The organism is Hymenobacter tibetensis (assembly GCF_022827545.1).
In the GTDB taxonomy this organism is placed as follows: domain Bacteria; phylum Bacteroidota; class Bacteroidia; order Cytophagales; family Hymenobacteraceae; genus Hymenobacter; species Hymenobacter tibetensis.
In genome coordinates this window covers 4,400,772-4,425,590 of sequence record NZ_CP094669.1, presented here as the reverse complement: position 1 = coordinate 4,425,590, position 24,819 = coordinate 4,400,772, and the positions used below count along the sequence as shown (strand labels likewise).

The window sequence follows — 24,819 nt, the reverse complement described above, 5'->3', positions numbered from 1 at the left end:
AAATACCTAGAACTAGGTATTGTAGAGGTGTATATATATACCTCTATTTGCTATCCTTTTAGTCATAAAATTTCCTTGCTCTGTCCTATGAGAATTTCTACTCCCTTTCTCTTTTTTCTTGCTTTATGTGCTTCAGGCAGAGCCGTTCAAGCTCAGACTGATTTAAGCAATTTCTCGAATGTAGCCCGGGGCGGAGTCTCCAACACGTTCGTAACCGACTACCAAGCCATTGGCATCAACCCGGCCAATTTGGGCCGAAGCGGCAACGCGCGGGTTGCGCTGACCATTGGGGAGTTTGGTATCGGCGTAGGGTCGCAGTCCTTGACCCGGCCGCAGCTAGAGAACTTTGTGAGACGCGCCGGCGAAGACCTGACCCGCTCCGAAAAGCTGGAGCTGGCCCGCGCGTTCACTTCCGACAATACGCTCAACCTGAGTGTGGATGCGACTTCCGTTGCCTTGTCGGTGGTGCTGCCAGTGGTAGGGAGCTTCGCGTTCAACATGCGGCAACGCGTGACTGGCCACCTGGCCCTCAACAAAAACACGGCGGAACTGCTGTTCCTGGGCAAAGACGCCCCTATTTACCCTGCCAACTTCAACCCTGCTACCGCCCCGCTTATTTCAGAGGTGATGGATGGCACGGCTGTGCAGTTGGCCGCCTACAACGAATACAACATTGCCTACGGGCGTAACGTCCTGAGTTTGCCTGGCCTCAAGCTTTCCGGAGGCGTTGGCTACCGCTACATTCAGGGGTTGGGAGTAGTGGATATTCGGTCGGAAAACGGCAAGCTGGAAGCTTACAGTGCCCTTTCGCCGAAGTTTGATGTGGATTACGGCAAGCTCATCACCAACAACCCCTCCTTCAACCGCCAGCAAGACAACGACAAGCTGCTGCAACCCGTGGGAAAAGGCAATGGCTTCGACCTGGGTTTGGCTGCCGAAATAGGCAAGATGGTTCGTGCGGGCGTATCGGTAACCGACATTGGTACGATGACCTGGGAAGGTAACCTACTGGTAGCCAACGATCAGAAGCTGCGGCGCCTCCGCTCCAACGGCGTGAATAGCTACGAGTTCGTGACGGAGCTAGCCGACCTCTTTGCCAACGGCACCGATAGTTTGCTGCAGTACAAGCCCGCACAGAAGCAGAGCGCCAATCTGCCCACCAAGTTCCGCGCTGGGGTTGGCCTCAAAGTGGGCACCCGCTTGGAAGTGGGCTTTGATGTAACGCAGCCGATGAACAACGTAGCCGGCAACCTGCCGGACACCTTTTACGGGCTGGGTATCGATGTGAAGCCCCTAAAGTGGATTCGGCTGAGCACAGGCATCAGCTCGGGCGGTGGCTACGGCACCGGTTTCCCAGTGGGCTTTGCCATTGCCTCCAACGCCTACGAGCTAGGCTTCAGCACCCGCGACCTGCGCGGCATCCTCACCGACGACAAAAATCCTTACGGCTCTCTAGCCATGGGCTTTCTGCGGCTCAAAATAGGCAAAGGCACCCGAGAGTAGCTTAGATGACCGGCGGTAGAATTGCCCTTTCTTTAACTGCGCAAGCCTCAAATGCAACACGCCCTTGCCATTCGAACGGCAAGGGCGTGTTGCGTGTAACAAGCAATTCTTTGGGAAGACGGAGTGCCTTATGTCGTTTCCTGACAAGGAGTCTGGTGGGTGCCGAACAGCCTTACAGTCAGCTTTACTACCTGGCAAGCGCAGTGCTTATTTGCCTGGTTCGGTGATGAAATTGGGGAGGCCGAGCTTGCTGCGGCGGCCGCCTAGTTTCAGGCCGTCGTCCACGTATTTGGCAGCGGTGCCATCGGCGTTGGGGTTGGGAATGACGCCGAGGAAGGGGTTGTCTTCGCGAGCCACGTAGATCTTGCCATCGGGGGCACGTTGGAGCTGGCCCACTTTGCGGTTGGCTGATTTGCCGATAACCGTGGCGCTGCCTGTTTTCAAGTCAAACTGGATGATCTGGGCCTGGCCGCCGCCTTCGCCGTTGGTGGAACCGTAGAGCTTGGTGCCATCGGGCGAAAACTCGATGCCGTACGCTTCAGGATACGGCGAAAACACTTTCGGATTCTTCACCTGTCCCGTGGTGCGGTCGAAATCGAAGACCTCGTAGCGGTTGGCTTCGCGCCACACGGCCACGGCTATCTTGCGGCCATCAGGCGAGAACTTCATGGCGCCAATAGCATTACGCCCGGGGCCGGCGTGCATGCCCCCTACGTTGCTCAGGATGGGTTTACCGGCTACGCCATCGGCGGTAATGAGGTAGCTCACGAAGGCATTAGAGTTCCACCGATGCGCCACCACCCACACGTCGCGGCCGTTTTGGTGGCGCACGGCGGTTAGTTTTTCGGCTACCGGTGAGATGAGCAGCAGGTTGGCGCGGGGGACGTCGCCGAGGCCATTGTCGCGGGTCATGTCCACTACCGAGTAGCGGAAGCCTTCCTTGCCGCCCTGGGCACCCACCGTAAACACGTAGAAGATATTGCCGCTGCCGGGGTCCGGCACGATGAGGGCACTTTGGGTGCTGGCGCTGGAGCCCGTTAGGCCGCGGCCATTGGGCATGAGGGCGTGCTGGCGGTTGAAGATGTTCTCCCCGTTGGTGTAGAACAGCAGTTGGCCCTGCGCATTGGTCGCTACCGCCGAGCCCTCATAGGTGGTCATTTTGCTGTTCAGCAAGGGCGTGGGGGCGCCCCCGCCTACCGGGAAAGTCAGCCCGGCTTGTTGCCCGAAATACCAGATGCTTTGTTCGCCCTGCGCCCAGGCAGCCGCAGGCAGAAGTGTGAGAAGCAGAAAAAGAAGTCGTTTCATGTCGGAAAGATAACAGCAGCACCTTAACGTAATTTCGTGCCAGATATGATGAAGCCGTGCGTGCAAGAGCCCAAACGTGTTGCTTCTGCCACCTGAATGCCTGCCGCCTTGTTCCTAGCTCGCCAGCTCTCCGTTGAGGAGCAGCGGAATCAGGGGCGTGATGATGCGGTAGCTCGCGCCCCATAGCTTGTAGCCACCTGCAATGCGGTAAAAAGCCACCCGGCGGGGGCCAGGCCACCCAGGGAGCTGCCAGTCTTCCTCGGTGTGCTGGGCAGGGTCAGCGAGGTGGCGCAGCGGAATCTCCAGCACTTCTTCCACTTCGCGCTGCTGCCACTGCCACACCTCTGGCCGGCGGATCTTCCCCAGAAAAGGCGCAACGCGGAAGCCCGTGGGTATGTCTACGGTGGGCAGCGTGGCTAGTATTTCCACGTTGGTGGCCGCTAAGCCCACTTCTTCCTCGGCTTCACGCAGCGCCGTAGCCAGCAATGAGGCGTCGGTGGGCTCGTGCTTGCCACCAGGAAAAGCCAGCTCCCCGCCATGAATACCGAAACCACTGCGCCGAACCATCACAACGTGTAGCTCGCCGGCGGCGTCGCGAAAAACAGGCACCAGTACGGCAGCGTTGCGCAGGTTTTTCGGAATAGGAAAATCGTCGGGGGTAAGGAGGGCAGGCATAGCAGCAAGTTAAGCGGTAGCGCAAAGCTACGGCTACTCCACGGCGTACGCGCCCCCGGCATCCACACGCATGATAGGAAGCTGGTGAGTTTCTTCGAAATACTGGTAGCCAGGGAGTAGACCCAGCCAGAACATGTGGTGCGGGCTGGTGGCGCGGCGGGCCAGGTTGGCGGCGGTCATTTCAAACGGGAAAATGTGAACGGCAATATCCGTTTGGCCGGTGCTGCGGGCCTCCACGGCCAGCACGTACAGCTCCCGGATGCCCGCATCAGTGATAGGCAGGCAACCCACCGTCACGTCGGAGCCGTGAATGAAAATGTCGCCGCCGGGGTTGGGTGCGGCCTGGCGCAAGTCGGCGGCGTTGGGGTAGTCGAGGCCCAGGGAGAGGTGGTAGGTGCTGGCCGGGTTGAACCGGTTGATGTGATAGAAGCCTTCGGGTATTTGTCCGTCGCCGGATTGGCGCTTGGGGCCGAGCGTGCCCGAGGTGCCCGCCAGCCGATACGTGCGCAACAGCACAAACTCCCCCGTACCCTGCTCGCGGCCCCAGGCTTCTAGGCGGCGCCCAATCTTGAAGGCTCGTGAATAAAGCTCCAACCGTCCTGCAGCAATGCCGTGGCGGCGCAGCAGCGCGTGCAGCTCGGTTTCGTGGGTGGCGTAGGCGTCTCGCACCCGCGGGTACTGCTGTTGTTGGGCGCGAAAAACAGGGTCTGGATCCGGGAAAGACCGGGTGAGGGGTGATGCAGAGCGGGCACACAGAGTCAGCAGCAGGGCCGCAGCCAGCAGGGCAAGAAGACGCATGAGAAGAGAGTAGTGCAAGCCCGCAGGTAGTGCACAGGGCAGGCAGACTTGCTTTGTCTCTTGAACGACTATAAAGCCAGGCTTAGTATCTGGCAATTCATATAAAAGGAAAAGTCAATGCTCGACGCTGCATGGTGGCCATTAGGTGCTGACAGAAAGCAATGAGCATCACTAGGCGTCTTGTCCACTAGCGGCAGGCGCGTTGTCTTTTCGCGTAGCCATTTTTCCGGCTATTTCCGTATTCGCAGCATGGCCTCTTCTCCAGCCCCTGACACCTACCTGCCCGATCCGCTTGGCCCTGATTTTCAACTGTGCCACTTGCCTCAGCCTCCTGATTATGAAGGCGAAGTACGGGCCACGCTCGTGCGGCATTGCCACCCGCCCGCCACCACGCGGGCCGTGCTCTACGTGCATGGCTTCAACGACTACTTCTTCCAGCGCGACCTCGCCGCCGAATATGCCGCGCACGGCTTTCGGTTCTACGCCCTGGACCTGCGCAAATACGGGCGGGCCTTGCTCCGCCACCAGTGGCCCAACAACGTGCGTGACCTCGCCGAATATTATGAGGATCTGGATGCTGCGCTAGCCGTTGTTCGGGCCGAGGGCAGCACCACGCTTGTGCTTAGCGGCCATTCCACGGGCGGCCTTATTGTTTCGCTTTATGCTCAGGCTCGGCCAAAGGCCGGGCTGGCGGCCTTGGTACTGAATAGTCCGTTTTTCGACTTGTTTCAGCCGTGGTATCGGAAGCTTGGCGTACCGCTCGTAACGCGCCTAGGAGCCTTACTGCCCGACCTCAAACTGCCAGCCAGCCTGTCCGACACATACGGCCAGAGTTTGCACCGGGCCTACCGGGGGCAGTGGGACTACGACCTGGCCTGGAAACCCAACCGCGTGTTCCACATCAACGCTGGCTGGTTGCGCGCTATCCGGGCCGGCCACCGGCAGGTGCGGCGCGGGCTACAACTGCCCATGCCCGTGCTAGTGCTGCACTCCGACCGCACCGCCTACAGCCGCAAGTGGTCCGACGACTTTCTGCGGGCCGATATTGTCTTGGATGTGCAGCACATCCGGCAGCTAGGGCCGCGGCTCGGCCCCAACGTAACCGTGAAAGCCATTGAAGGCGGCATCCACGACTTGTTTCTTTCGGCGCCGGCTGCCCGCACGGCTGCTTACCAAGCCGTGTTTGACTGGTTGGACACCGTGTTGCCGCCGCAATAGGGAGACTAATGCTGTACTATAATCCCGCCTGCTGTGCTAGCGCTTACCTGACACGGCCGCCTAAGCTGAACTTGATACCTACTTCCGGGACAGGGTCATAGTGGTCAGAGGAATTGAAGTAAGGTTCGTAACCGATTCCTAAGCCAGCGTACGCATCGAACCAGCCGTATTTGCCGATGCGGCGTTGCATTCCCCATATAGCCGTTAGAGAAGAATACCGATGCGCATAGTAAGTGGTGTTGCTGTAAACGGCCGTAGCGTGCAGCCCGACGTAGTTGCCCACAAACGGCCCAGTGGCCCGGCTTTTCTGCCGACGCTTCTCCTGATTGTAGTAGTAGCGCCCGCCCGCATCGAACCCGTATTCACCGATAATAGAGGAACGTGAACCATCAGCGAAACGCAGCCGCCGACCTGTGTTGAAGCCGCCGAATGCATTGGCAAACACCGAAACAGCCGGCGTGAGGTGGTGCTCCGCGCCGAGTACTAACGGAGCGAAAAGCCTACGGTAATAAGAGTTGTACTCGAGGCCGGGGGTTAAGCCGGTGCCAAGTTTAACTAGGGTGCCAGAGCCAGCGGGCCGGGCCGCTGCTGTGGCAGCCGTGGAGTCCGAGCCTTGGGCCACAGCGGACAGATGAACCACTAACGCTACCCCAGTTGCGCAGCTTGCTTTCGTAATAATGGCAGCGAAATGCATAAGCAGATAGTATAAAGAGACGAGTACAAGTAATAAGCGGAGCTAGCAGCACCCGCCAACGGTTGCAAGCACTGCGTGTCTTCGTTGGGGCCAAAAGGGCGACGGTGCTATAAAGCTAGCTTTCAACGGCGTATGCTTGCTATTCGTATTCGGTTCTTGATAGAATAGGCGGCGGTGTGAGCTTCTCCACAGAAAGATAGACCTCAAGAGCAGTATTCTTCGTTAACTGCCTGTCTTCTTACTCCGTCCGATTATGTGTTTTTTCTCGATTCGCTGGCTGCTGCTTTTGGGTGGCCTGCTTATATGCACTCCTATGGTAGAAGCACAATCTGGCGGTACTGCCCCCTCGTTGGCGAAGCTGATGAAAACCAGCCGCTGGCAGAAACGCGTGTTGCTAGTCTGTGCGCCTAGTCCCGACGACGCTTCGCTGTTGCGCCAACGGCAGTTGTTAGCGCCCGCGCGTGCCGACCTTCAGGCCCGCGACCTGCTGGTGCATGAGGTGGTGTTCAGCCAGCTTTCCAGTGCCGACAAGAACTATCTGTCGGAAAACATTCGGGTGCCAGCTACCACGTTTACGGTGGTGCTCATTGGGAAGGACGGCGGCCCCAAGCGCCGCGAAACCGAGCCCGTGGCCCCAGCTTCTTTGTTTTCAACGATTGATGTAATGCCGATGCGGCAGCAGGAAATGCGCAAAAGTAAGCCGTAGTAAAAACCAGGTCCTCTCTGATTCACTTATACTCGCAGCCCAGTCCCGGACTGGGCTTTTCCGCTCTCCTGCACTATTGCTTATGAATACGCCTTTGCTCTTCGATTTCCTTACCGAACTCCGTGAGCACAACGACCGAGACTGGTTTCAGGCTCGCAAAGCCACCTACGACCAGCTACGACTAGAGTTTGAAGCCGCGGTTGGGCGCTGGCTGAAGCAACTAGCCACTCACGATTCCACTCTGGTGGGGCTAGAACCCAAGAAGTGCATCTTCCGCATCTACCGCGACGTGCGCTTCTCGCGCGACAAGCGGCCCTACAAAACCCATTTCAGTGCTTACTTTTCTGGCGGCGGTAAGTCTGGTAACGGGCCCGGCTACTATGTGCAGCTAGGGCCCAACGGCCAGACCTTGCTGGCCGGGGGGCTGTATGAGCCCGAAAAAGAGCAGCTGGCGCGTATCCGCCAGGAAATCGACTACAACGGAGATGCGCTCCACCGCCTGCTGCAAGCCCCCGGGTTTCGGAAATACTTCACCGAAGTGGGGGGCGACAAGCTAAAAAAAGCCCCTACCGGGTATCCCGTCGACCACCCCGAAATCGAGCTGCTGAAGTATAAAAGCTTCGTGGTAAGCCATCAGGTGCCAGATGCCACGGCACGGCACCTCGACCTCGATACGTACGTGCCCGCTGCTTTTCGCGCCATGCAGCCTTTCTGTGAGTACTTGCAGGAGGCTATTGAAGGATAAGAACCGTAGCGCGGAAGCCACCGGAAATTCGTTCTGTGACGAATAAAGCTAGTATCTGGTGCTGCACCAACGTGCAGGAACTCGCCTTGCTTGTTGCGGAACAGATTTCCGGTGGCTTCCGCGCTACATTCGTGCTGAGCCAGGTCGCATTCTATAAGCGGCGGCTTCACCTTACTTTCGTTTGTGCCTGTTACCAATGAATACGACGTTGTTATTGTGGGCGCCGGGCCAGCGGGCACGGCCTGTGCGTTGGCGTTGCGCCACAGTGGCCTACGAGTAGCCTTGATTGATAAAGCTCGTTTTCCGCGCGACAAAATCTGCGGCGACGCTATTCCGAGCCCTACGCTCAAGCACCTTGCCCGCCTCGACCCCACGTATAGCACACAGCTACGAGCGTTGCTGGCGGCGCACCAAGCTCCTACCACGCACAGCCGCTTGCTGGCCCCAAGCGGTGAGGAACTGCGTATCAACTGGCACAATCCGGCGTTCAATAGCCCGCGGCTGCATTTTGATGCCGCCTTGCTGACCCTAGTACGCCAACACACCGCTACCACCGTGCTGGAAGACTACGCCATTCGTAGCGTGCGCACCGACGCGGAGGGCGTCACGCTCGTGCCCACGCGCACCAGCCAGCCGCCGCTTCGGGCGGCCTTGGTTATTGGCTGCGACGGGGCGCATTCGGTGGTAGCTCGGGCGCTGTCGCCGCATGTTCCGCTCGATAGAGCCTACCATTGTGCCGCCGTGCGCGCCTACTACAAAGGCGTGGCCGATGCGCCCGAAAACACTTCCGATTTCTATTTCTTGCGTGCATACCGTGCCGGCTACTGCTGGGTGTTCCCGGTTGGGGGCGGCGTATACAACGTTGGGTTTGGCGTACTGTCCGAAGAAATAACCGCCCGCCGACTCAACCTAAAACAAGAGCTGAGCGAGTTGCTGGCCACCCATCCGCACTTGGCGCCGCGCTTCGCCGGGGCAGTGGCGTTGTCTTCCATTACGGGGTTCGGCCTGCCGCTGGGAGGTAGCGCCCGGCCGGTGCACGGCCCCCGCCTATTGCTGTGTGGCGACGCCGCCGCTTTGATTGACCCACTCCAGGGCCACGGTATTGATAAGGCCGTGCAAAGCGGCATCCTGGCCGCCGCCCAAGTGGGACGGTGTTTCAACGCCCAGCGCTTCGATGCCGAGTATCTGGCGGACTACGCTCGGCAGGTAAGCCAACATATAAGCCGGGAACTAGCCCAGCGCTACCGCCTAATGCGTTTTCTGGCCGGCAAAGCGTGGGTAGTGAACCTAGTAGTGCGGGCAGCACGCTGGCCCTGGCTGCGTCGGCAACTGATACGGGCCATAGGGTAGTAGCTGGCACGCTACTTTTCCAAGAAGCGCGAAATGTAGGCGTTCATTTCCTGCTGCTGGGCGGGAGTGGCGCCGTCCCACATATCGTTGTGCCGGGTAGCCGGCAGCCAAACGATTTGCGTTCCTAGCTTCGCTTGCTCTGCTGGGGAAGGAAGCACGCCGCTGTCGGGTAGCTGGTCGCTGGACCGTAGAGAGAGTACCCGTGGCCGCCGCGTCCGTGGCAACGGCATCCGGCGGTTATCCAACGACACCACCCGCTGCACCTGGGCTGGGTGCTCGGCCGCGAAGAGCATCACCATGTCGCCGCCGTTGGAATGGCCTACCAGCAGCAAGTGACGGTAGTCTAGCCCTGGCTGCCGGCGTCGTAGCTCCGTTAGCACAAAATGCATGTTTTCAACGCCACGCTGCCAATGTGGTTTGCGCGTTTCCAGTAGGTTGCCGGTGTTGGCTATGGGTTCGTCACCGGGCAACTCGTGCTGAATGCTGGCCACAAAGTAGTGGTGCGCCACCAAGTTGCGGGCTATAAAAGAATAGTCGGTGTTTTTGCCGCCGTACCCATGGTTGAGCAAGGCTACCTTAAGGCGCGGCTGATGGGTTTGGGGAATGGCTGGCGCATACGTCACTACCGGAACTAAACGTTTGCGGGTAGGGTCCTGTAACCGTAGGCTGTCGGTTGTGATACCGCTGAATGGAGCTGTGGCTTTTGGGCTGGAAGGGGTGGAAAGTTGCGTCAACTGAGGAGTGGAGGCGCAAGCACTTCCAAGCAGGACCATCCCCCAAAGTATAGGCGTGCGCTTCATAAAGCAGGTGTCAGCTGGAATAGTAAGGTACCACAATCCAAGAACGCTACTTCCGGCCGAGAATACTTGCTAAGCCGTATGTAAAGCGTGTGTAAGATGAATTAGGCGTACCAATACAAGCAATAGCTGAGTAGAGTAATTCAAGGGTATGGCTGAGAAAATTGCAATGCCATAATAAAGTATTGCTATTCAGCGCCGTTCGATATATATTATGACTTCGCAAGGATAGCTTCACTTTATGCAGAATTATTACTATGTCTTGGGGGTCGCGAATACGGCGTCCGTTGCTGAAATTGAGCGGGCATATCGGCAGTTGCACGCCCGTATCTACCGGCGCGCTATCGTGGATCCGGCACTAAACGAACGGCTTCAAACAGCGTACGCTGGCTATCAAATCCTGGCCGATCCGCGGCGGCGCTGGGCATACGACCGGCTGATGCAGCAGGAACCCGAGTCGTTTGCGCCTCCCAAGCGTCCGCCAGACCCAACCAAAGTGCTACTGGCGCAAGCCGCTCCCAAGGCCCGGTGGGTGAACTGGGGCTTGCTTGCGTTTTGTCTGCTGTTGGCGCTCGACTGGGCTTTGCCTCTGCGTGAGTACCCGCATGAACTCGTACTTGCCCGGGCCATAGTGTCAATAGGCTCTTCAGTGTCCAACCCCCAAATGGCTTACGATATCAGCACGCCGCACACCAAATTCCGGCTGCCGAGCGCCATTGCGCACCGGGCCCGCGAAGGCCAACGGGTAACGGTATGGCGCACGCCCTTGCTGCGCGTAGTGCGTAAAGTCAGTTCTCCCACCTCGCCCGACGGCCCTGCTCCGTTCGAGCCGTATGGTGGGGGCATCTACAGCGGACCGTTGGCCCTGCTGCCCATGGTGCTGCTAGGCGTGGCCGTGGTAGGGGTGCTGCCGAAGCGGCCAGCGGAATTGCGCGTGAACACAGCCGTGGTTGGTATGCTGCTGTGGATAGTGGCCGTGGTGCTGCTGATACTGTACTAAGTATTCATCATAGCAGAAAGGCCGTTCATGCCCAATTGCTCGGGCATGAACGGCCTTTCTGATAAAGCCTGGTTGCTGCTACAGCTTAAATACTACGCACCGTGCCACCATCCACCCGCACAGACGAGCCGTTGGTAGCGGAGGCCAGGGGGCTGGCGAGGTACACCACCATGTTGGCTACTTCGTCGGTGGTGGCAAAGCGCTGGAGCAGGGAAGAAGGCCGGGCATTCTGGAAAAACTCTCGCTCGGCTTCCTCTTTGCTTTTGCCTTCAGCTGACATTTTTTGCAGAAAGTCCTCGACTCCTTCCGAGGCCGTGGGGCCTGGCAGCACCGAATTGACGGTGACGTTGGTGCCCTTCGTAAGCTCAGCCAAGCCACGGGCTACCGCCAGTTGAGCCGTTTTGGTGGTACCGTAGTGAATCATTTCCTCGGGAATCTGGAGGGCCGATTCGCTGGAGATGAACAGGATGCGGCCCCAATCCTTTTGTAGCATCAGCGGGAAGTACTGCCGCGAAAGCCGTACGCCGCTCAGCACGTTCACCTCGAAGAATTTCAGCCAGTCTGCATCCGGAATTTCAGCGAAGGGCTTCGGCTCGAAAATGCCCACGTTGTTGATAAGGATATCCACAGTGGGCACTTGAATCAGCAGATAATCCACTTGCTCAGACCGGCTGAAGTCAACGGCTACGCCGCGCACGGTGGCGCCGGGCGTTTCGGCCAGAATAGTGGCTTGGGCTTCCTGCAAGCGGGCTTCGGTGCGGCCCGTAAGGATAACTTCGGCTCCTTCGGCGGTCAAGCGGCGCGCAATAGCCAACCCGATGCCGGCCGTGGAGCCCGTGACTAATGCTACTTTATTGGTGAGTTGCAAATCCATGTGGGTACAGGTATGATGGTAAACCACCTGCTAAACGCACAAACTGCGCATTTGTCTGGTAGCAGTGTTCTTTTTCCTTTTCGAGGATTATTCAACAAGTTGGCTACCTAGTTACCTAGCAAGATGTAAAGCTTACCTACTACTCGACCACTAATTGTCGTACTGTATAGGTTGGGCCGGCTTGCACACGTAGCGCGTATAAGCCTGGAGCCAAGCCAGTTAAATCTAATTCTTGGCTTAGGCCGCTAGTTGGTAGCGGTGCAGTGCTGGTATAGACCATTCGCCCCAGTGCATCTGTTAAGGTAAACTTAGCTTGAGTTGCACCAGCAACTGCAGATACCTGAACCATAGTGCGAGCGTGGGCAGGGTTAGGATAGGCTACTCCAAACAATTGAAGCAACGTGGGAGTGGTAGCTAGTGCCGGACCGCTACCCCCATTGAAGCGCGTAACGACCCGGTTACCGGTGGTTGTTAGCAAGTCTAAGTCACCGTCATTGTCTATGTCGTCAAGAGCTACGCTATTAGGGCTATTTCCAATTTGAACGTTAGGAGCAGCACTGAAAACACCGGTGCCGCTGTTGAGCTGCACACTTAGTTGTGGACTCTGTAGGTTTGCCGTGAGCAGGTCTAAGTCGCCGTCCCCATCTATATCACCTAAAGCTAAGCCTGACGTGTAGGCGCCCACTGGAATATCGGTGCCGCCACTGAACGTCCCTTGCCCATTATTAAACCGTACACTAACTGAGTTACCTGTTTGGTTGGCAGTGAGTAGGTCCAAGTCACCATCATTGTCTATATCTGCTGTGCAAAGATCAGCGGGATAATTCCCTACTGCTACGTTGGATCCTCCATTATACGTTCCTAGGCCAGTGTTCAAACGAATATTAACCTCGTTATCTACAAGAGCAGCCGATATAATATCTATGTCGCCGTCGTTGTCCACATCTGCTGCCTCCACACTTTGGTTGGTAGTTCCCACCAACACATTCAATTGACCACTGAACGACCCAGCTCCATCATTGAGCCGGACACTAACTGTACCACTATTAGGATTAGCCGCTAGCAGGTCTAGGTCGCCGTCACCGTCTACGTCTGCTGTTGTTACGCTATAGGTAGCCCGCCCTACCACAAAATCAGAGCCTCCGCCATAAGTGCCATCCCCTGCATTGAAGCGGACGCTAACGCTGTAAGCACGGTAATTAGCTGTCACTATATCCAAGTCGCCGTCGCCGTCTAAGTCTGCTACTATTAAATCTTCCGGTCCGGTTCCGACTGGTACTTCTGTTCCTATGTTATTGTATACACCATGCCCGTTGTTAAACCGAACGCTCACTGCATTGTCGAAAAAGCATGGGGTAAGCAGATCTAAGTCACCATCGCCATCCACGTCGGCTGGGATTACAGAATCCGCCCCACCTCCAACCATTACATCGGCTCCCCCGCCAAACGTACCCGTGCCGCCGGCCACCGCAGCTGTGAACTGATACACAAAGGGCCGTGCTAGTTGCTGTCCTGCTGTGTTCCGAATGGCTGTCGTTGTCGTTACGCTCACCACTTCCCCTGGTTTGAAGCTGAACCTGGGATCAAATGACACAGTATTACTATTCACAGCCGTAGTACCAGTCAGCTTACCATCTCGCTGGTTACTAAATAGCTTAAGTGCCCCTTGGCTAGTAGAGGCATTGCTACTTAACGCTTGTGAGAATGTAACGGCAACATTTGAGGCACGCGGCGCAGCAATAGCATTGCGGGCAGGTGAACTTCCAGTTACAGTGGGAGCCGTCTGTGCAGTGGCAGGCAGAGTAAGGCTAATAAAGGCGAGTAAAAAGAAGCTTTTCATAAAGTATTGGTTGACAAAAATAATGCACACAAAAGCCAGTTAATTCCAGCTATGGAGCAGAGCAAAGTGCAAGTCATCGGATAACTAACCTCAGCAAAGCAAGCAGACTAGTGTTCCTTATACTAGCAATCAAAAAGAGATTGTACTGCTAGAGAAGCAATGCCTGCTCGCTGACTGAGGTGAGATATAATTAGCTGGAAATTTAACCAGATACTATATTGAAATAAACTATCATATCAATTAAATACTAATAGATATGTACAGCGGGCTCCGTGCTTGTCCCAAACCTCATTGAATTGCTCGCTCTATTGCTTTATTATTACTTAGGAACAGCGCTAATGACAGACAGTAACTTGGAATGACCTTTCTGCCGTATAGAAGGCACTCATTGAATATTTCTTACTTCCGCTTTTCTATGGATTTCACTTCCTCCCGTCCCGAAGACCTACTGTTTGACGCCGCCCGCAAAGGCAATGTAGACACCCTGAAAGCATTGCTTGCTGAGGGCGTCGACGTAAACACGCAGGACGGCAAGGGCTTCACGGCCCTCATCATTGCTGCCTACGACGGCCACATTGAAGCCACCCGCTTGCTGCTCGAAGCCGGCGCCAACCCAAACGTGCACGACGCCAGCGGCAACACGGCCCTGATGGGTGTGAGCTTCAAAGGCTACCCCGAAATTGCTGAACTGCTTATCGAGCACGGGGCTGACCTCAACGCCCGCAACGGCAACGAAGGCACGGCCCTGATGTTTGCCACCCTTTTCGGGCGCCACAACATAGTGCCCGTGCTGCTGCAAGCCGGCGCTGATGCCACCCTGCGCGATGTACGCGGCCTCACGGCCCGTGACTTAGCTATTCAGCAAGGCAACGAGGTGGCGCTACAACTGCTCCCGCAAGAGTAGTCGGGGCGTATTCACTGACGTAAACCCTTTACCACTCCCTGGTTATGAACGACACCGTTTCTCGCTTCGCCCCGCACACGTATGCCCTCCTGCGCATTGTGATAGGCGTATTGTTTGCCATGCACGGTAGTCAAAAGCTGTTTGGTGCGCCCGGCGACAATCCTCCTGTGGAGCTTGCTTCCCTGATGGGGGTGGCCGGTATCATCGAATTTATTGGGGGATTGTTAATTGCAGTAGGCTTTCTGACGCGCCCGGCAGCTTTCATAAGCAGTGGTACAATGGCTGTTGCGTACTTCATGGCGCACGCACCCGGTGGCCTGCTGCCTATTATCAACAAAGGTGAGCCCGCAGTCATCTACTGCTTCGTGTTCCTGTACATCTGGGCGCATGGCTCCGGTATCTGGAGCATCGACAGCCTGCTGCACCGTGGGCGCACTGTGCCAGCCGTGTAAAGCGCGCAAGAGGCTGCCAGCTCTCTTCTGACGGCTGCTCACCAGCTCCGTTCTGCTAGTAGCGTCGTTGTTTCGGTCATGCTCATCCAATCTTTTTTGAGAAGACGAGGATGCGGCTACGAACAACCAGCTAGTGCAAGTAGCAACTCAATCTAGAGCAACAATAAGGGCCCAGCAATACGCTGGGCCCTTGTTGTTGCTCTAGGTGTGTGTACAAGCCTACGGAATAGGTTGCCAGGTGACGTCGGCCACGGCGGCCGTATTGGTGGAGAGGTATTGGTCGTATAGGTCTTGCGCTGTGCCTTGGTCTGGCTCACTGCCATCCGAGCGGAGCACAAGCAGCAAGTCGTTGGGAGTTAGGTTCAGCTGCTGCATAAGTTGCTGCCGAAGCTCTGGGGTAGCGTGGGGCAGGCCGTCTTGCAGTTTCACAACCGTTACGAATTGCCCGTCTTGCTGTATTTGGGTGTACACCCCCGAGGGGCCAGTGGAAAAGGTGTCTCTAGTCATCAGGAAGCGAGGTTAGAAAGGAACACTTTTCGATACGTAACCCACAGAAATGTAGCACTGCCTTTTTTCCGGGGCGTGAAGGAAAAACTTTCCGTTGCTACCTCCTTACCGGTTGCCTTCTACTTCTCACTGCGCTGCCATAGAAGGCACCGCCGCCGTGGGCACTTCCGCAGATGTAGCCGTGTACCTATAGCGCACACCTAGCATACTGGTGGCGAGTAAAGCTAAGGCAAGTCGCTTAACGATAGGGTTTCGCCTGCCAGTAGCGGGTGCACCGTAATGACATCGGCGGGGGAAAGGTGGGCGCGAAGCTGATCGGGGGTGCCTACCAACGAAGGAAACGTGCCGTAATGAAACGGCACTATGTGTTTCACCCGCAGCAGGCGGGCCGCGTGCGCAGCTTCCAGCGGCCCCATGGTGTACCGGTCACCGATGGGCAGAATAGCAACCGTTGGCTGATAGAGGTCGGCCAACAGGCGCATGTCGCCGAACAGGGCTGTGTCGCCGGCGGCGTAAAGCACAGTGCCGTCAGAAAACCGTAAGACAAATCCCACGCCTTCGTGCGGGAACCCGGTGGCGCCACCCGGTAACTCAACGTGGGCACTGTGGTGGGCGATAGTCATGGTCAGGCGCAGCCCAAGCACATTGATGCTGCCACCTACGTTCATGGGTTCGCACTGCGCGGGCGGCGCTCCCTGGCCGTACAGATACAACCGAACGGGCGCGGGCGCCACGATGGTAGCGCCGGTTTGAGCCAGGAGCGTTGGCAGTTCCGAGTCCATGTGGTCGTCGTGGCCGTGCGTAAGCAGCACAAGGTCGGCGCGCGCAGGCTGGCGTAGGGGCTCGGGTACGTAAGGGTTGCCGGTTAGCCAGGGGTCCAGCAATAAAACGTAGCCCTCGGGGGTGGTAATTCGGAAGCTGGCGTGCCCAAGAAACTGAAGCTGTGTGCTTAGCATAAGTTGATTAGGTAAGGATTACGCCTCGGGTGAAGAAGGCTTGCGCACCACACGGCCGGTGGAGGCTATTAGCTGCTGCCCCGTTATGCTTAGTAACACATCGGCCGTAGGCTCCAAGCTGGTAATTTCCTCTACTTGGGGCAGCAGCTTGATGCCACCGAAGCGGTTCAGCCAAAGCGGCCGGATACCTACTTCCAGCGCGCCTACCACATCGGCCGTCCAGTTGTCGCCCACCATCACGGTTTCGGCGGCCGTGGCTTGCAGCCGTTCCAGGGCCACGTGGTAGATGCGAGGATGAGGCTTGAGCACGCCTACATCTTCCGACGTGATAAGTGCATCAATTAAATGCGCCATACCCAGCTGCTGAAGCTTTTCCTGTTGCTCCAACGTGCGGTTGTTGGTGACTACGCCAATCTGGTAGTGCGGTTTCAGGGCCTCTAAAAGCGGCAAAGCCCCGGCTACTGGCCGGCGCAGGTGCTGATAGTGTTGATAGTGTTTTTGCGCAAAGTGGGCGGCTTCACTAGCTGTTGTGCCCAGGCCGTACGGCGCCAGCAGCCGTTGGAAGCGTAGGCGGCGCGCGTCTTCATGCGTGTAAAGGCCAGCCATCACCTGCGGATGCATCTCTTCCAGTATCTCGCTGTACTGCTGATACAACACCTCTAAGTCTACGCCCTGAAACTCGGCCATTCCGGCCGTGGACATAGCCAAGGTTGCGCGGGCTGTGTTGGCGTGGTCGAAGAGCGTGTCATCCAAATCAAAGAGGATGGTAGTAGGGTAAGCAAAGGGCGGCAACAACTCCAATTGGGACGGCATGAAAGACAGGTTTTCGAGCGGGGGTACAAGCTAGACGAAGAGAGATTGGCAAAACGCCAACAGCATCCACGCAGCCCAAAGATTACACTTAACTTCCACCCTCGACCACAACCATTGTTCTCTGGTGTGCAGGCTCGGGAAAACAGCTAACGTCCGTGTCGTTCTGGTTGGAGAAGCATAGGCGCTTTGTTTCGGAGGTGTCGGCTGGCTGTTGTATTGCGTTACGAACGGAATAGCTTTCCACGAAATCGTCGAACAAAACCGCTGACTGGTCGATTAGCACCGGCGCTCGGTAGAACGTGGCCGAAACTGGCAGAGTGCGGCACTTGGTTTGAAAGAGAGCACACAGAACGCAACGTTCTGCACACCACTTCAAACAGACTTCAACTGCCCTCTACCATGAAAAAGCAACTCTTTAGCCTCGCCCTTCTCCTCAGCCTCGGTACTTCTTTTGCCGGCTCTTCTTTCGCTGCTAGCACTGCCGTTGTCGGCCAGGAGCAACGCCAAGACCGTGAGCATGACAAAGACAAAGACCACAAGAGAGGCCAGCGGGGAGCCCAGAACAAACAGCGCCACCTCGACCAGCTAGCCAAAGACCTCGACCTCAGCAGCAAAGACAAAGGCAAGGTCGAGAAGATATTCCAGGAGCAACAGCAGCAGATGCAGGCGCTACGCAGCCGCTCCGGCGCCGACCGCAGCCAGGCAATGGCCGAGCGGAAGCGCATCCAGGAAAGCACCAACAAAAAGCTGAAAGATGTGCTGTCAAAAAAGCAGTACGCCCAGTATGAGGCCAAGCGCCAAGAACGCCAGCGCCAAATGGCCGACCGCCAGAACGACCGTCGCGGCAACGACCAGCGCAACAACTTCCGCCGCGACTCCAGCCGCCGCAGCTAACCTGCCCAACCTGTAAGTAAACAACCCGCCTCGTCCGAATTTGGATGAGGCGGGTTGTTGCGTGTAGTAGCAAGGTGAATGGGAATCAAGCCTAGAGTTTAAAGAACTAATTCCCCTGCTCAGATGAGGAGGGGCCAGGGGGGGGTGGAAGACTAGTGCTAGAAACTAGAGCTAGTTACCGTACAACGACAGGTCACCCACCCCTAGCCCCTCAGCTGAGGGCAACTAGACTTAGTCGTTTATAGCTCCCGGCTTTCTAGTGCTGTTTCTTTAAGAGCTGTAATATCTAGTTTAGTATATAAGGTATCTGTGGTATCATTGCGTTATTAGTGGGTAATGGCGACAGGCGCCATTGCCCGCCGATTTTGTTTGTTTATGTCTACTGCTAGTGTTACTGCCGCCCAGCGGGCCCGGGTTTGGGCCGCGCAACGCCACGTCTTCCAAATAGTTGGCAGTATTGGGGTGGTGTTCGTGGGGGTGCTTGAAGCCATGGCGCTGCTACTGTGGGTGCCCCGGCATGCCTTGCTGCTTCTAGCGCTGGTAGGTTTTCCAATCGGGCTGATTCTGGGGGTGTTGGAGGCGGTGGTGTTCCCGGCCTTGGTGCAGCGCTTCAAGCTGCGGACTGCCACGCTGCTCCAAGGTGTTGGGCACTTGTTGTTGCTGAGCGTCCTGTACTGCGCTTTTGTGTGGGTAGCCCACCTGCTCGATTTGCCGCAGCTCTGGATACCGCCCACGGGCAAGACCCCCGGCCCAGTGCAGAACATGCTGCGAGTGTTCATGATATACCTGTTTGCGGGTTTCGTGACGACGCTGGTGCGCCAGTTGCTGCTGCGTATGGACCGGCGGCGCCTGATGCAGCTGCTGGCAGGCCACTATCAGCAGCCCGTTACCGAAGACCGGATCTTCCTGTTTGTGGACTTGAAGGGCTCGACCCGCCTGGCGGAAACCCTCGGCAATGACCAATACAGCCGCCTGGTGCGCGACTTCTTTTCCGATGTGAGTGTGGCTATTGAGGCTACTCGGGGTGAAGTGTACCAATACGTCGGCGACGAAGTAGTGGTGACTTGGCCTTCCAAGCTGGGTTTGGCGCACGCCAACTGCCTGCACTGCTTTTTCGAGATGCAGCACCGCATTGAAGAGCGTCGGCGCCACTACTTGCGCAAGTACGGCGTAGTGCCCGAGTTCAAGGCCGGGGCCCACGGCGGGCGCGTCACAACGGTGCTGGTTGGTACGGTGCACCGCGAGCTAGTGCACCACGGCGATGTGCTCAATACCACAGCCCGTATTCAGGCGCAGTGCAACGCGCTGGGTAGCAAGTTCCTGGTTTCGGCCAGCCTGTACCAGCAGATTGGGCCGCACCCAGAATACCGTTTCACGGTGCTTGGCAGCCACGAGCTGCGGGGCAAAGCCGGCGCCACCGAACTGGTTGATGTGCAGGAGCAGGCCCGTTTCCAGCCTATTCATGCGGAAATTCAGGAGAGTAGCTGGCCGGCGGGTAATTAGGGCCGCAAGGTGGCCTCAATGCCGCAACAAACAGAAACGAAATCGGCCCGTTGTGGGCAGGCCGGCTAAAAGTTTAAAAAATAGTGGCGCTATCTAGCGCCGCCTGCTCCGCCACGGAACCCGGCAGCCGCGTTCGGCCCAGCAACTCGGCTAGCGGCGTAGGTAATTCGTGCAACAACAGCGGCCGAAGCGGCCGGGCCATCAAGTGGTAGCGCGTATCGGCCCGCTCGTGCAGACGTGTTTTCTCGAACGAGAACAACCCGCGCCGGGCGTAGCGGGCAAAGCTCTGGTAGCTGCTGGCTTCTTCCGCGCCATTCACTACCTCCGCCACCTCAAGCTCCGGCAACGTCAGGAAATACTGGTGCAGCTCCAGTAGCACCTCCTGCGAAGCCGCCACCGATTCGGGCAGTATCCCGCCGCCGGACGCTACGTGCAGGATATGCCCGTTGCTGTCCGTGGCAAACCAGTCAATATCGGCGTCTTCTTGGTCTATTTCGTCGATGCGCATGAAAATATAAGTTGCTTGATACCCTTGGCAGGGCTAGCCAAGTACGGGTATTGTCTCCGGGCTGTTCTTGCTGGGTAGCACTTCATCCGCTGCTAGGAGCATCCTCAGGAAATCTGTACTACGCCTTCTATGTGGGTTAGCGCCCATTGCTCTAGTTGCTGTAGAATGGGGGCTAGCTCTTGGCCTTTGCTGGAAAGGTGGTAGGTGACTTCGGGCGGAAAGCTATTGTGTACGGTACGCTCCACCAAGGTGGCCGCCTCCAACTGGCGCAAGTGTTCTAGCAGTACCTTCTTCGACACGCGCGGAATCTCGCGCCACAACTCGGTGAACCGTAGCGGGCCCGACGACAAGTGAAAGAGGATAATCGGCTTCCATTTGCCGGAAATCTGGTCGAGCGCTACTTTGGCGGCGCAGCATTCGATGTCGTGGTAAGTATGGCGCATGGGTGGGAAACGAAAAGGTGAACAGGTAACCAATTGGTAACCTTCTTGAGCCCGCAGTAGGGTAGGGGTACTTTTGGCCCGGAGGACGCTGGCTGGAATGAACGAAGGCGGCGTCCAGTCAAGGTAGTGCTTAACCCGCTTTTTCGATGCAAGTTCAATTAATTCGTCATGCCACGCTGCTGCTGAAGGTGGCCGGCAAAACCATCCTGGTAGATCCTATGCTGGCGCCCCGCTTCCAGTACGACCCAGTGCTCATGTCCGCCGGCAACGACCAGCGCATCCCGCTGGTAGACCTGCCTTTCGGCTCCGAAGAGCTACCCCAGCTGCTGGCCTCACTCGATGCCGTGTTGCTTACCCACACGCACCCCGACCACTGGGACGCCACCACGCTAGAACTTCTCGCCAAACACCTGCCCATCCTGGCGCAGCCCGCTGATACGGAAATGCTCCGAGCCCAAGGTTTTACGAACGTGCAGCCAATTGAAAACCAACTTGATTGGAAGGGCATCCGACTATACCGCACCAGTGGCCAGCACGGCACCGGCGAAATCGGGCAGCAGATGGGTACCGTTTCAGGCTTTGTGGTAGAGGCCGAGCAAGCGCGCCTCTATATTGCCGGCGACACCATCTGGTGCGAAGAGGTAAGCGCAGCCCTCGATCAGTACCAGCCCAATGCCATCGTGCTGAATGCCGGTGCGGCCCAGTTCCTAGTAGGCGACCCCATTACGATGACAGCCGCAGAAGTAGTGAAAGTGGCCCAGTATGCGCCGCAAGCCACGGTGTACGCCATCCATACCGAAACCGTCAACCACTGTACTGAAGACCGGGCCGCCATCCAAAAACTACTAGAGCAAAACGACCTAACGAACCGAGTACACGTGCCAGCTGATGGCGAATGGATAACGATTTAGAAGGGCAGGTAACATCTATCTATTCTGTAGGCAGCTGAACAGTTCTTCCACTATAAAAGCAAGCCGGTTCGTTACTAACGGGCCGGCTTGCTTTTATAGTGGAAGCGCACAAGTAAGTCACTTTACTACAACACCTCCTGTGAAGCCACCATTGGTTCGGGCAGTATCGAACCGGACGCTAGGTGCAGGATATGGCCGTAGCTGTCCTTAACAAACCAGTCAATGTAGCGTCTTCTTGGTCGAGGGTGATTTGCATAGGCGTTAACCACACCTGTGGAAATGAGCATATCTGAGTACTCATTAACGCCTATACGTTACAGTATCCTTACTAAGAGTAGCAAGTAATATATTGGAGCTATCGAGCTGGATTTTTGCAAATATCTGTTTGTTAGTATAATAACCCCCTTTTTCTGATTTTCCTTCTTTAAAAGGTGCCTTACTTATGTGTAATATTACACTATCACGGTTAGGAAAATAAAAGAATTTTTTCAGTCGGCTCATTTTGTTTCCAGTCGCTATAAACTTAAAATCATTGTAATAAAATAATATTTCTGTAAGAGAATCTTGGAGTAAAGGGAAACTTAAATTGTAGTTGTAAGGCTTGGAAATAAATGTGGACTCATTAGTTGAAAATTCTAAATATAAGGAATTGTCAACTATATTACTGTGAACTACAGTAGAATCAATTAGCACAGATAAATAAGTTTTGCCAACAGCCTTGTAATTACTGTACACTGGGATATTGCTCTTTCTTTTGCAAGAAAATGATATAAATATGAGGAAAGTTAATAGCAATGATCTCATACTGTGCTATTGGGTATACTTGTATTAGATTTTCTGATATGGTCCATTATACGCTCATGATTCTTAAATGATTCTGAGGGCGAAGTGGTGTTAAAATTATTACTTTGATTTCGAAATACGTAACTGGTATCTTTTAGATAAACTTTAGAATATCCAGGGATAAATGAAATTGTTTTTATGTATCTATCATAGCCATACACCTTGTGTGTAAATAAATTTTCAATTAAGATCCCTTTTGATGTTAATGAAATGTTCGACACTAATACAGTGTTGAATAAAGTTATTGCATAAAAAAATAATGCCATGCTAAATCCAAGCCAAAATCCTCCTTTATTTGAGAGATAAAAGGCGCGGAGTGCTAGAAGGGTCATTGTGGTCGTCAGGAATAACGTAGCCCACTTCATAACAGAGGATTGATGTACACCGATAGGCACATCTGCATTATTTGCCATTTAATAGTGTTCAATTATTTTCGAGCTTCTCCAATATCTCCTGCGCCGCTACGGCAATGACAGTTCCCGGGCCATACACCCCGGCTACACCAGCGTTGTACAGAAAGTCGTAATCCTGAGCAGGGATGACGCCGCCGGCAATGACGAGGATGTCTTCGCGGCCGAGCTGCTGTAGCTCCTGGATGAGCTGCGGAATCAGGGTTTTGTGGCCGGCAGCGAGGCTGCTCACGCCCACTACGTGCACGTCGTTTTCGGCGGCTTGGCGGGCTACCTCGTCGGGGGTTTGGAAGAGGGGAGCAATGTCTACGTCGAAGCCCACGTCGGCGAAGGAAGTGGCAATGATTTTCGAGCCCCGGTCGTGGCCGTCCTGGCCCATCTTGGCCACCATCATGCGGGGGCGGCGGCCTTCTTTGGCGGCAAAGTCGTCGGCCGCTTGGCGGGCTTTAGCAAATTCAGCGTCGTAGTCCATTTCCTGCGAGTAAACGCCCGATACCGTGCGGATAGTGGCTTGGTGGCGGCCGTACACCGCTTCCAGCGCATCCGAAATTTCGCCGAGGGTCGCGCGCAAGCGGGCGGCTTGCACGGCTAGGGCCAGGAGGTTGTCGTTGCCGGAGCGGGCGGCTTCCGTCAGGGCGGTTAGGGCCTGCTGCACGGCGGCGTTGTCGCGCTCCGCTTTCATGGTGTTGAGGCGCGCAATCTGCGACTCCCGCACGGCGGCGTTGTCGATGTCGAGGATTTCGATTTGCGTTTCCTGGGCCTGCTGCTCCGGAGTGAGGCGGTAGCGGTTCACGCCTACAATCACCTCCTTGCCCGAGTCGATGCGGGCCTGCTTGCGAGCCGAGGCTTCCTCGATGCGCAGCTTAGGCAGGCCGGTTTCAATAGCCTTGGCCATGCCGCCCAGTTCTTCCACTTCCTGAATCAGCGCCCAGGCTTTGTTAGCCAGCTCGTGGGTGAGGGTTTCCACGTAGTAGGAGCCGCCCCAGGGGTCCACTACGCGGGTGATGTCGGTTTCGTGCTGAAGGTAAAGCTGGGTGTTGCGGGCTATGCGGGCCGAGAAGTCGGTGGGCAGGGCAATGGCCTCGTCGAGGGCGTTGGTGTGCAGGCTTTGGGTGCCACCCAGCGCGGCGGCCAGTGCCTCAATGGCGGTGCGAGCCACGTTGTTGAACGGGTCCTGCTCGGTGAGCGAGTAGCCCGAGGTCTGGCAGTGGGTGCGCAGCGCCAAGCTCTTGGGGTTCTGCGGCTCGAACTGCTTCAGCAGCTTGGCCCACAGCAACCGACCGGCCCGGAGCTTGGCAATTTCCATGAAGTGGTTCATGCCAATGGCCCAGAAAAACGACAGCCGCGGCGCAAACTGGTCGATGGTCATGCCTGCCGCCAAGCCCGCACGCACGTACTCCAGGCCATCGGCCAGGGTGTAGGCCAGCTCCAGGTCGGCGGTGGCGCCGGCTTCCTGCATGTGGTAGCCGCTGATGCTGATGGAGTTGAACTTGGGCATGTTCTGCGCCGTGTAGGCGAAGATGTCGGCAATGATGCGCATGCTGGGCTGCGGCGGGTAGATGTAGGTGTTGCGCACCATGAACTCCTTCAGAATATCGTTCTGAATGGTACCCGCCAGCTTGTCCGGCGTCACGCCCTGCTCCTCGGCCGCCACTATATAAAAGGCCATAATGGGCAGCACCGCTCCGTTCATGGTCATGCTCACCGACATCTGGTCCAGCGGAATCTGGTCGAAGAGAATCTTCATGTCCTCCACCGAATCAATAGCCACGCCGGCCTTGCCTACGTCGCCTACCACCCGCGGATGGTCGGAATCGTAGCCGCGGTGCGTGGCTAAGTCAAACGCCACCGACAGGCCTTTCTGCCCACCCGCGAGGTTGCGGCGGTAGAAGGCGTTGCTTTCCTCGGCCGTGCTGAAGCCCGCATACTGCCGCACGGTCCAGGGGTTCTGCACATACATAGTCGGGTAGGGGCCCCGTAGGTAGGGCGCCTGCCCCGCACCAAACCCGAGGTGCTCGAAGCTCGCTACGTCCTCGGCCGTGTAGTGGCTCTTGAGTTGGATACCTTCCGGGGTCGTGACGGCAGCCTCTGCCACAGGTGTTTCAGGTAGCGGGGCGGCGTTATAAGCAATGCGGGAGAAGTCGGGTTTCATCTTAGTGGGTGACAGATG

General features: G+C 56.5%; 24 protein-coding genes. 11 read left to right on the top strand and 13 right to left on the bottom strand.

Annotated elements, in window-relative coordinates:
- The first annotated feature begins 87 nt into the window (after positions 1 to 87).
- Positions 88 to 1,503 (top strand): DUF5723 family protein, encoded by a 1,416-nt coding sequence (locus tag MTX78_RS17715; RefSeq protein WP_243797047.1) that lies wholly within the window; start codon positions 88 to 90, stop codon positions 1,501 to 1,503.
- A gap of 207 nt (positions 1,504 to 1,710) precedes the next feature.
- Here the strand turns inward: MTX78_RS17715 and MTX78_RS17710 are convergent, their stop codons facing one another.
- The 3 genes from MTX78_RS17710 to MTX78_RS17700 all read right to left on the bottom strand — a co-directional run bounded on the left by MTX78_RS17710 (position 1,711) and on the right by MTX78_RS17700 (position 4,281).
- Positions 1,711 to 2,808, bottom strand: coding sequence for a YncE family protein (locus MTX78_RS17710; RefSeq protein WP_243797045.1), 1,098 nt, complete (start codon positions 2,806 to 2,808; stop codon positions 1,711 to 1,713).
- Positions 2,809 to 2,922: 114 nt separating this feature from the next.
- Entirely contained in the window at positions 2,923 to 3,483 is a 561-nt protein-coding gene (locus tag MTX78_RS17705) for an NUDIX hydrolase (protein ID WP_243797043.1), read from the bottom strand.
- 33 nt (positions 3,484 to 3,516) lie between these two features.
- Complete coding sequence (locus MTX78_RS17700; RefSeq protein ID WP_243797042.1) at positions 3,517 to 4,281, bottom strand: L,D-transpeptidase family protein; 765 nt, start codon at positions 4,279 to 4,281, stop codon at positions 3,517 to 3,519.
- A 249-nt stretch (positions 4,282 to 4,530) separates the two neighbouring features.
- On the opposite strand from MTX78_RS17700, the gene MTX78_RS17695 reads away from it, so the two are divergent.
- Positions 4,531 to 5,499, top strand: a complete 969-nt coding sequence (locus MTX78_RS17695) for an alpha/beta hydrolase (protein ID WP_243797040.1) — start codon at positions 4,531 to 4,533, stop codon at positions 5,497 to 5,499.
- Positions 5,500 to 5,542: 43 nt separating this feature from the next.
- Here MTX78_RS17695 and MTX78_RS17690 read toward each other — a convergent pair whose 3' ends face one another.
- Positions 5,543 to 6,193 carry a hypothetical protein gene (locus MTX78_RS17690; RefSeq protein ID WP_243797039.1) on the bottom strand — a complete coding sequence of 217 codons (651 nt, stop codon included), beginning with the start codon at positions 6,191 to 6,193 and terminating at the stop codon, positions 5,543 to 5,545.
- A 313-nt stretch (positions 6,194 to 6,506) separates the two neighbouring features.
- Between MTX78_RS17690 and MTX78_RS17685 the strand changes: the two genes are divergently transcribed.
- The 3 genes from MTX78_RS17685 to MTX78_RS17675 all read left to right on the top strand — a co-directional run bounded on the left by MTX78_RS17685 (position 6,507) and on the right by MTX78_RS17675 (position 8,994).
- A complete protein-coding gene (locus tag MTX78_RS17685; protein WP_243797037.1) occupies positions 6,507 to 6,899 on the top strand; it encodes a DUF4174 domain-containing protein in 393 nt (130 codons plus the stop codon).
- An 82-nt stretch (positions 6,900 to 6,981) separates the two neighbouring features.
- Complete coding sequence (locus tag MTX78_RS17680) at positions 6,982 to 7,644, top strand: DUF2461 domain-containing protein (protein ID WP_243797035.1); 663 nt, start codon at positions 6,982 to 6,984, stop codon at positions 7,642 to 7,644.
- Between the two features lie 183 nt (positions 7,645 to 7,827).
- Positions 7,828 to 8,994 carry a geranylgeranyl reductase family protein gene (locus tag MTX78_RS17675; protein WP_243797034.1) on the top strand — a complete coding sequence of 389 codons (1,167 nt, stop codon included), beginning with the start codon at positions 7,828 to 7,830 and terminating at the stop codon, positions 8,992 to 8,994.
- Between the two features lie 11 nt (positions 8,995 to 9,005).
- On the opposite strand, the gene MTX78_RS17670 is transcribed toward MTX78_RS17675, so the two are convergent.
- The gene (locus MTX78_RS17670; RefSeq protein ID WP_243797032.1) at positions 9,006 to 9,767 is read right to left on the bottom strand and encodes a serine aminopeptidase domain-containing protein; all 762 of its coding nucleotides are present in this window, start codon (positions 9,765 to 9,767) and stop codon (positions 9,006 to 9,008) included.
- Between the two features lie 265 nt (positions 9,768 to 10,032).
- Between MTX78_RS17670 and MTX78_RS17665 the strand changes: the two genes are divergently transcribed.
- Positions 10,033 to 10,791 carry a J domain-containing protein gene (locus MTX78_RS17665; protein ID WP_243797030.1) on the top strand — a complete coding sequence of 253 codons (759 nt, stop codon included), beginning with the start codon at positions 10,033 to 10,035 and terminating at the stop codon, positions 10,789 to 10,791.
- Between the two features lie 85 nt (positions 10,792 to 10,876).
- Here MTX78_RS17665 and MTX78_RS17660 read toward each other — a convergent pair whose 3' ends face one another.
- Positions 10,877 to 11,665 carry an SDR family NAD(P)-dependent oxidoreductase gene (locus tag MTX78_RS17660; protein WP_243797028.1) on the bottom strand — a complete coding sequence of 263 codons (789 nt, stop codon included), beginning with the start codon at positions 11,663 to 11,665 and terminating at the stop codon, positions 10,877 to 10,879.
- A gap of 139 nt (positions 11,666 to 11,804) precedes the next feature.
- Positions 11,805 to 13,505, bottom strand: coding sequence for an FG-GAP-like repeat-containing protein (locus tag MTX78_RS17655; protein WP_243797027.1), 1,701 nt, complete (start codon positions 13,503 to 13,505; stop codon positions 11,805 to 11,807).
- A gap of 415 nt (positions 13,506 to 13,920) precedes the next feature.
- Between MTX78_RS17655 and MTX78_RS17650 the strand changes: the two genes are divergently transcribed.
- Together MTX78_RS17650 and MTX78_RS17645 are read left to right on the top strand one after the other, a co-directional pair.
- A complete protein-coding gene (locus MTX78_RS17650; protein WP_243797025.1) occupies positions 13,921 to 14,409 on the top strand; it encodes an ankyrin repeat domain-containing protein in 489 nt (162 codons plus the stop codon).
- A gap of 44 nt (positions 14,410 to 14,453) precedes the next feature.
- Positions 14,454 to 14,861, top strand: coding sequence for a DoxX family protein (locus tag MTX78_RS17645; RefSeq protein WP_243797024.1), 408 nt, complete (start codon positions 14,454 to 14,456; stop codon positions 14,859 to 14,861).
- Between the two features lie 219 nt (positions 14,862 to 15,080).
- Here MTX78_RS17645 and MTX78_RS17640 read toward each other — a convergent pair whose 3' ends face one another.
- The 3 genes from MTX78_RS17640 to MTX78_RS17630 form a co-directional block, all read right to left on the bottom strand.
- Positions 15,081 to 15,368 carry a hypothetical protein gene (locus MTX78_RS17640; protein WP_243797022.1) on the bottom strand — a complete coding sequence of 96 codons (288 nt, stop codon included), beginning with the start codon at positions 15,366 to 15,368 and terminating at the stop codon, positions 15,081 to 15,083.
- 224 nt (positions 15,369 to 15,592) lie between these two features.
- Positions 15,593 to 16,324 (bottom strand): metal-dependent hydrolase, encoded by a 732-nt coding sequence (locus MTX78_RS17635; protein WP_243797021.1) that lies wholly within the window; start codon positions 16,322 to 16,324, stop codon positions 15,593 to 15,595.
- An 18-nt stretch (positions 16,325 to 16,342) separates the two neighbouring features.
- Entirely contained in the window at positions 16,343 to 17,137 is a 795-nt protein-coding gene (locus MTX78_RS17630; RefSeq protein WP_243797020.1) for an HAD family hydrolase, read from the bottom strand.
- 399 nt (positions 17,138 to 17,536) lie between these two features.
- On the opposite strand from MTX78_RS17630, the gene MTX78_RS17625 reads away from it, so the two are divergent.
- Together MTX78_RS17625 and MTX78_RS17620 are read left to right on the top strand one after the other, a co-directional pair.
- Positions 17,537 to 18,031 (top strand): hypothetical protein, encoded by a 495-nt coding sequence (locus MTX78_RS17625; protein ID WP_243797018.1) that lies wholly within the window; start codon positions 17,537 to 17,539, stop codon positions 18,029 to 18,031.
- A gap of 375 nt (positions 18,032 to 18,406) precedes the next feature.
- Positions 18,407 to 19,534 carry an adenylate/guanylate cyclase domain-containing protein gene (locus MTX78_RS17620; protein WP_243797016.1) on the top strand — a complete coding sequence of 376 codons (1,128 nt, stop codon included), beginning with the start codon at positions 18,407 to 18,409 and terminating at the stop codon, positions 19,532 to 19,534.
- 73 nt (positions 19,535 to 19,607) lie between these two features.
- On the opposite strand, the gene MTX78_RS17615 is transcribed toward MTX78_RS17620, so the two are convergent.
- On the bottom strand, positions 19,608 to 20,042 hold the full coding sequence (locus MTX78_RS17615) for a hypothetical protein (RefSeq protein WP_243797014.1): 435 nt from the start codon (positions 20,040 to 20,042) through the stop codon (positions 19,608 to 19,610).
- A gap of 104 nt (positions 20,043 to 20,146) precedes the next feature.
- Positions 20,147 to 20,485: a winged helix-turn-helix transcriptional regulator gene (locus MTX78_RS17610; RefSeq protein WP_243797013.1), complete on the bottom strand. Its 339-nt coding sequence runs from the start codon at positions 20,483 to 20,485 to the stop codon at positions 20,147 to 20,149.
- Between the two features lie 146 nt (positions 20,486 to 20,631).
- On the opposite strand from MTX78_RS17610, the gene MTX78_RS17605 reads away from it, so the two are divergent.
- Entirely contained in the window at positions 20,632 to 21,396 is a 765-nt protein-coding gene (locus MTX78_RS17605; RefSeq protein WP_243797011.1) for an MBL fold metallo-hydrolase, read from the top strand.
- 1,266 nt (positions 21,397 to 22,662) lie between these two features.
- Here MTX78_RS17605 and scpA read toward each other — a convergent pair.
- Positions 22,663 to 24,801, bottom strand: coding sequence for a methylmalonyl-CoA mutase (gene scpA, locus MTX78_RS17600; RefSeq protein WP_243797009.1), 2,139 nt, complete (start codon positions 24,799 to 24,801; stop codon positions 22,663 to 22,665).
- Positions 24,802 to 24,819: the final 18 nt, after the last annotated feature.

Excerpts from the sequence above, each read along its gene's own strand:
- MTX78_RS17715 (WP_243797047.1), top strand. The coding sequence starts at position 88 with ATGAGAATTTCTACTCCCTTTCTCTTTTTTCTTGCTTTATGTGCTTCA.
- MTX78_RS17710 (WP_243797045.1), bottom strand. The coding sequence starts at position 2,808 with ATGAAACGACTTCTTTTTCTGCTTCTCACACTTCTGCCTGCGGCTGCC.
- MTX78_RS17705 (WP_243797043.1), bottom strand. The coding sequence starts at position 3,483 with ATGCCTGCCCTCCTTACCCCCGACGATTTTCCTATTCCGAAAAACCTG.
- MTX78_RS17700 (WP_243797042.1), bottom strand. The coding sequence starts at position 4,281 with ATGCGTCTTCTTGCCCTGCTGGCTGCGGCCCTGCTGCTGACTCTGTGT.
- MTX78_RS17695 (WP_243797040.1), top strand. The coding sequence starts at position 4,531 with ATGGCCTCTTCTCCAGCCCCTGACACCTACCTGCCCGATCCGCTTGGC.
- MTX78_RS17690 (WP_243797039.1), bottom strand. The coding sequence starts at position 6,193 with ATGCATTTCGCTGCCATTATTACGAAAGCAAGCTGCGCAACTGGGGTA.
- MTX78_RS17685 (WP_243797037.1), top strand. The coding sequence starts at position 6,507 with ATGGTAGAAGCACAATCTGGCGGTACTGCCCCCTCGTTGGCGAAGCTG.
- MTX78_RS17680 (WP_243797035.1), top strand. The coding sequence starts at position 6,982 with ATGAATACGCCTTTGCTCTTCGATTTCCTTACCGAACTCCGTGAGCAC.
- MTX78_RS17670 (WP_243797032.1), bottom strand. The coding sequence starts at position 9,767 with ATGGTCCTGCTTGGAAGTGCTTGCGCCTCCACTCCTCAGTTGACGCAA.
- MTX78_RS17665 (WP_243797030.1), top strand. The coding sequence starts at position 10,033 with ATGCAGAATTATTACTATGTCTTGGGGGTCGCGAATACGGCGTCCGTT.
- MTX78_RS17660 (WP_243797028.1), bottom strand. The coding sequence starts at position 11,665 with ATGGATTTGCAACTCACCAATAAAGTAGCATTAGTCACGGGCTCCACG.
- MTX78_RS17655 (WP_243797027.1), bottom strand. The coding sequence starts at position 13,505 with ATGAAAAGCTTCTTTTTACTCGCCTTTATTAGCCTTACTCTGCCTGCC.
- MTX78_RS17650 (WP_243797025.1), top strand. The coding sequence starts at position 13,921 with ATGGATTTCACTTCCTCCCGTCCCGAAGACCTACTGTTTGACGCCGCC.
- MTX78_RS17645 (WP_243797024.1), top strand. The coding sequence starts at position 14,454 with ATGAACGACACCGTTTCTCGCTTCGCCCCGCACACGTATGCCCTCCTG.
- MTX78_RS17640 (WP_243797022.1), bottom strand. The coding sequence starts at position 15,368 with ATGACTAGAGACACCTTTTCCACTGGCCCCTCGGGGGTGTACACCCAA.
- MTX78_RS17635 (WP_243797021.1), bottom strand. The coding sequence starts at position 16,324 with ATGCTAAGCACACAGCTTCAGTTTCTTGGGCACGCCAGCTTCCGAATT.
- MTX78_RS17630 (WP_243797020.1), bottom strand. The coding sequence starts at position 17,137 with ATGCCGTCCCAATTGGAGTTGTTGCCGCCCTTTGCTTACCCTACTACC.
- MTX78_RS17625 (WP_243797018.1), top strand. The coding sequence starts at position 17,537 with ATGAAAAAGCAACTCTTTAGCCTCGCCCTTCTCCTCAGCCTCGGTACT.
- MTX78_RS17620 (WP_243797016.1), top strand. The coding sequence starts at position 18,407 with ATGTCTACTGCTAGTGTTACTGCCGCCCAGCGGGCCCGGGTTTGGGCC.
- MTX78_RS17615 (WP_243797014.1), bottom strand. The coding sequence starts at position 20,042 with ATGCGCATCGACGAAATAGACCAAGAAGACGCCGATATTGACTGGTTT.
- MTX78_RS17610 (WP_243797013.1), bottom strand. The coding sequence starts at position 20,485 with ATGCGCCATACTTACCACGACATCGAATGCTGCGCCGCCAAAGTAGCG.
- MTX78_RS17605 (WP_243797011.1), top strand. The coding sequence starts at position 20,632 with ATGCAAGTTCAATTAATTCGTCATGCCACGCTGCTGCTGAAGGTGGCC.
- scpA (WP_243797009.1), bottom strand. The coding sequence starts at position 24,801 with ATGAAACCCGACTTCTCCCGCATTGCTTATAACGCCGCCCCGCTACCT.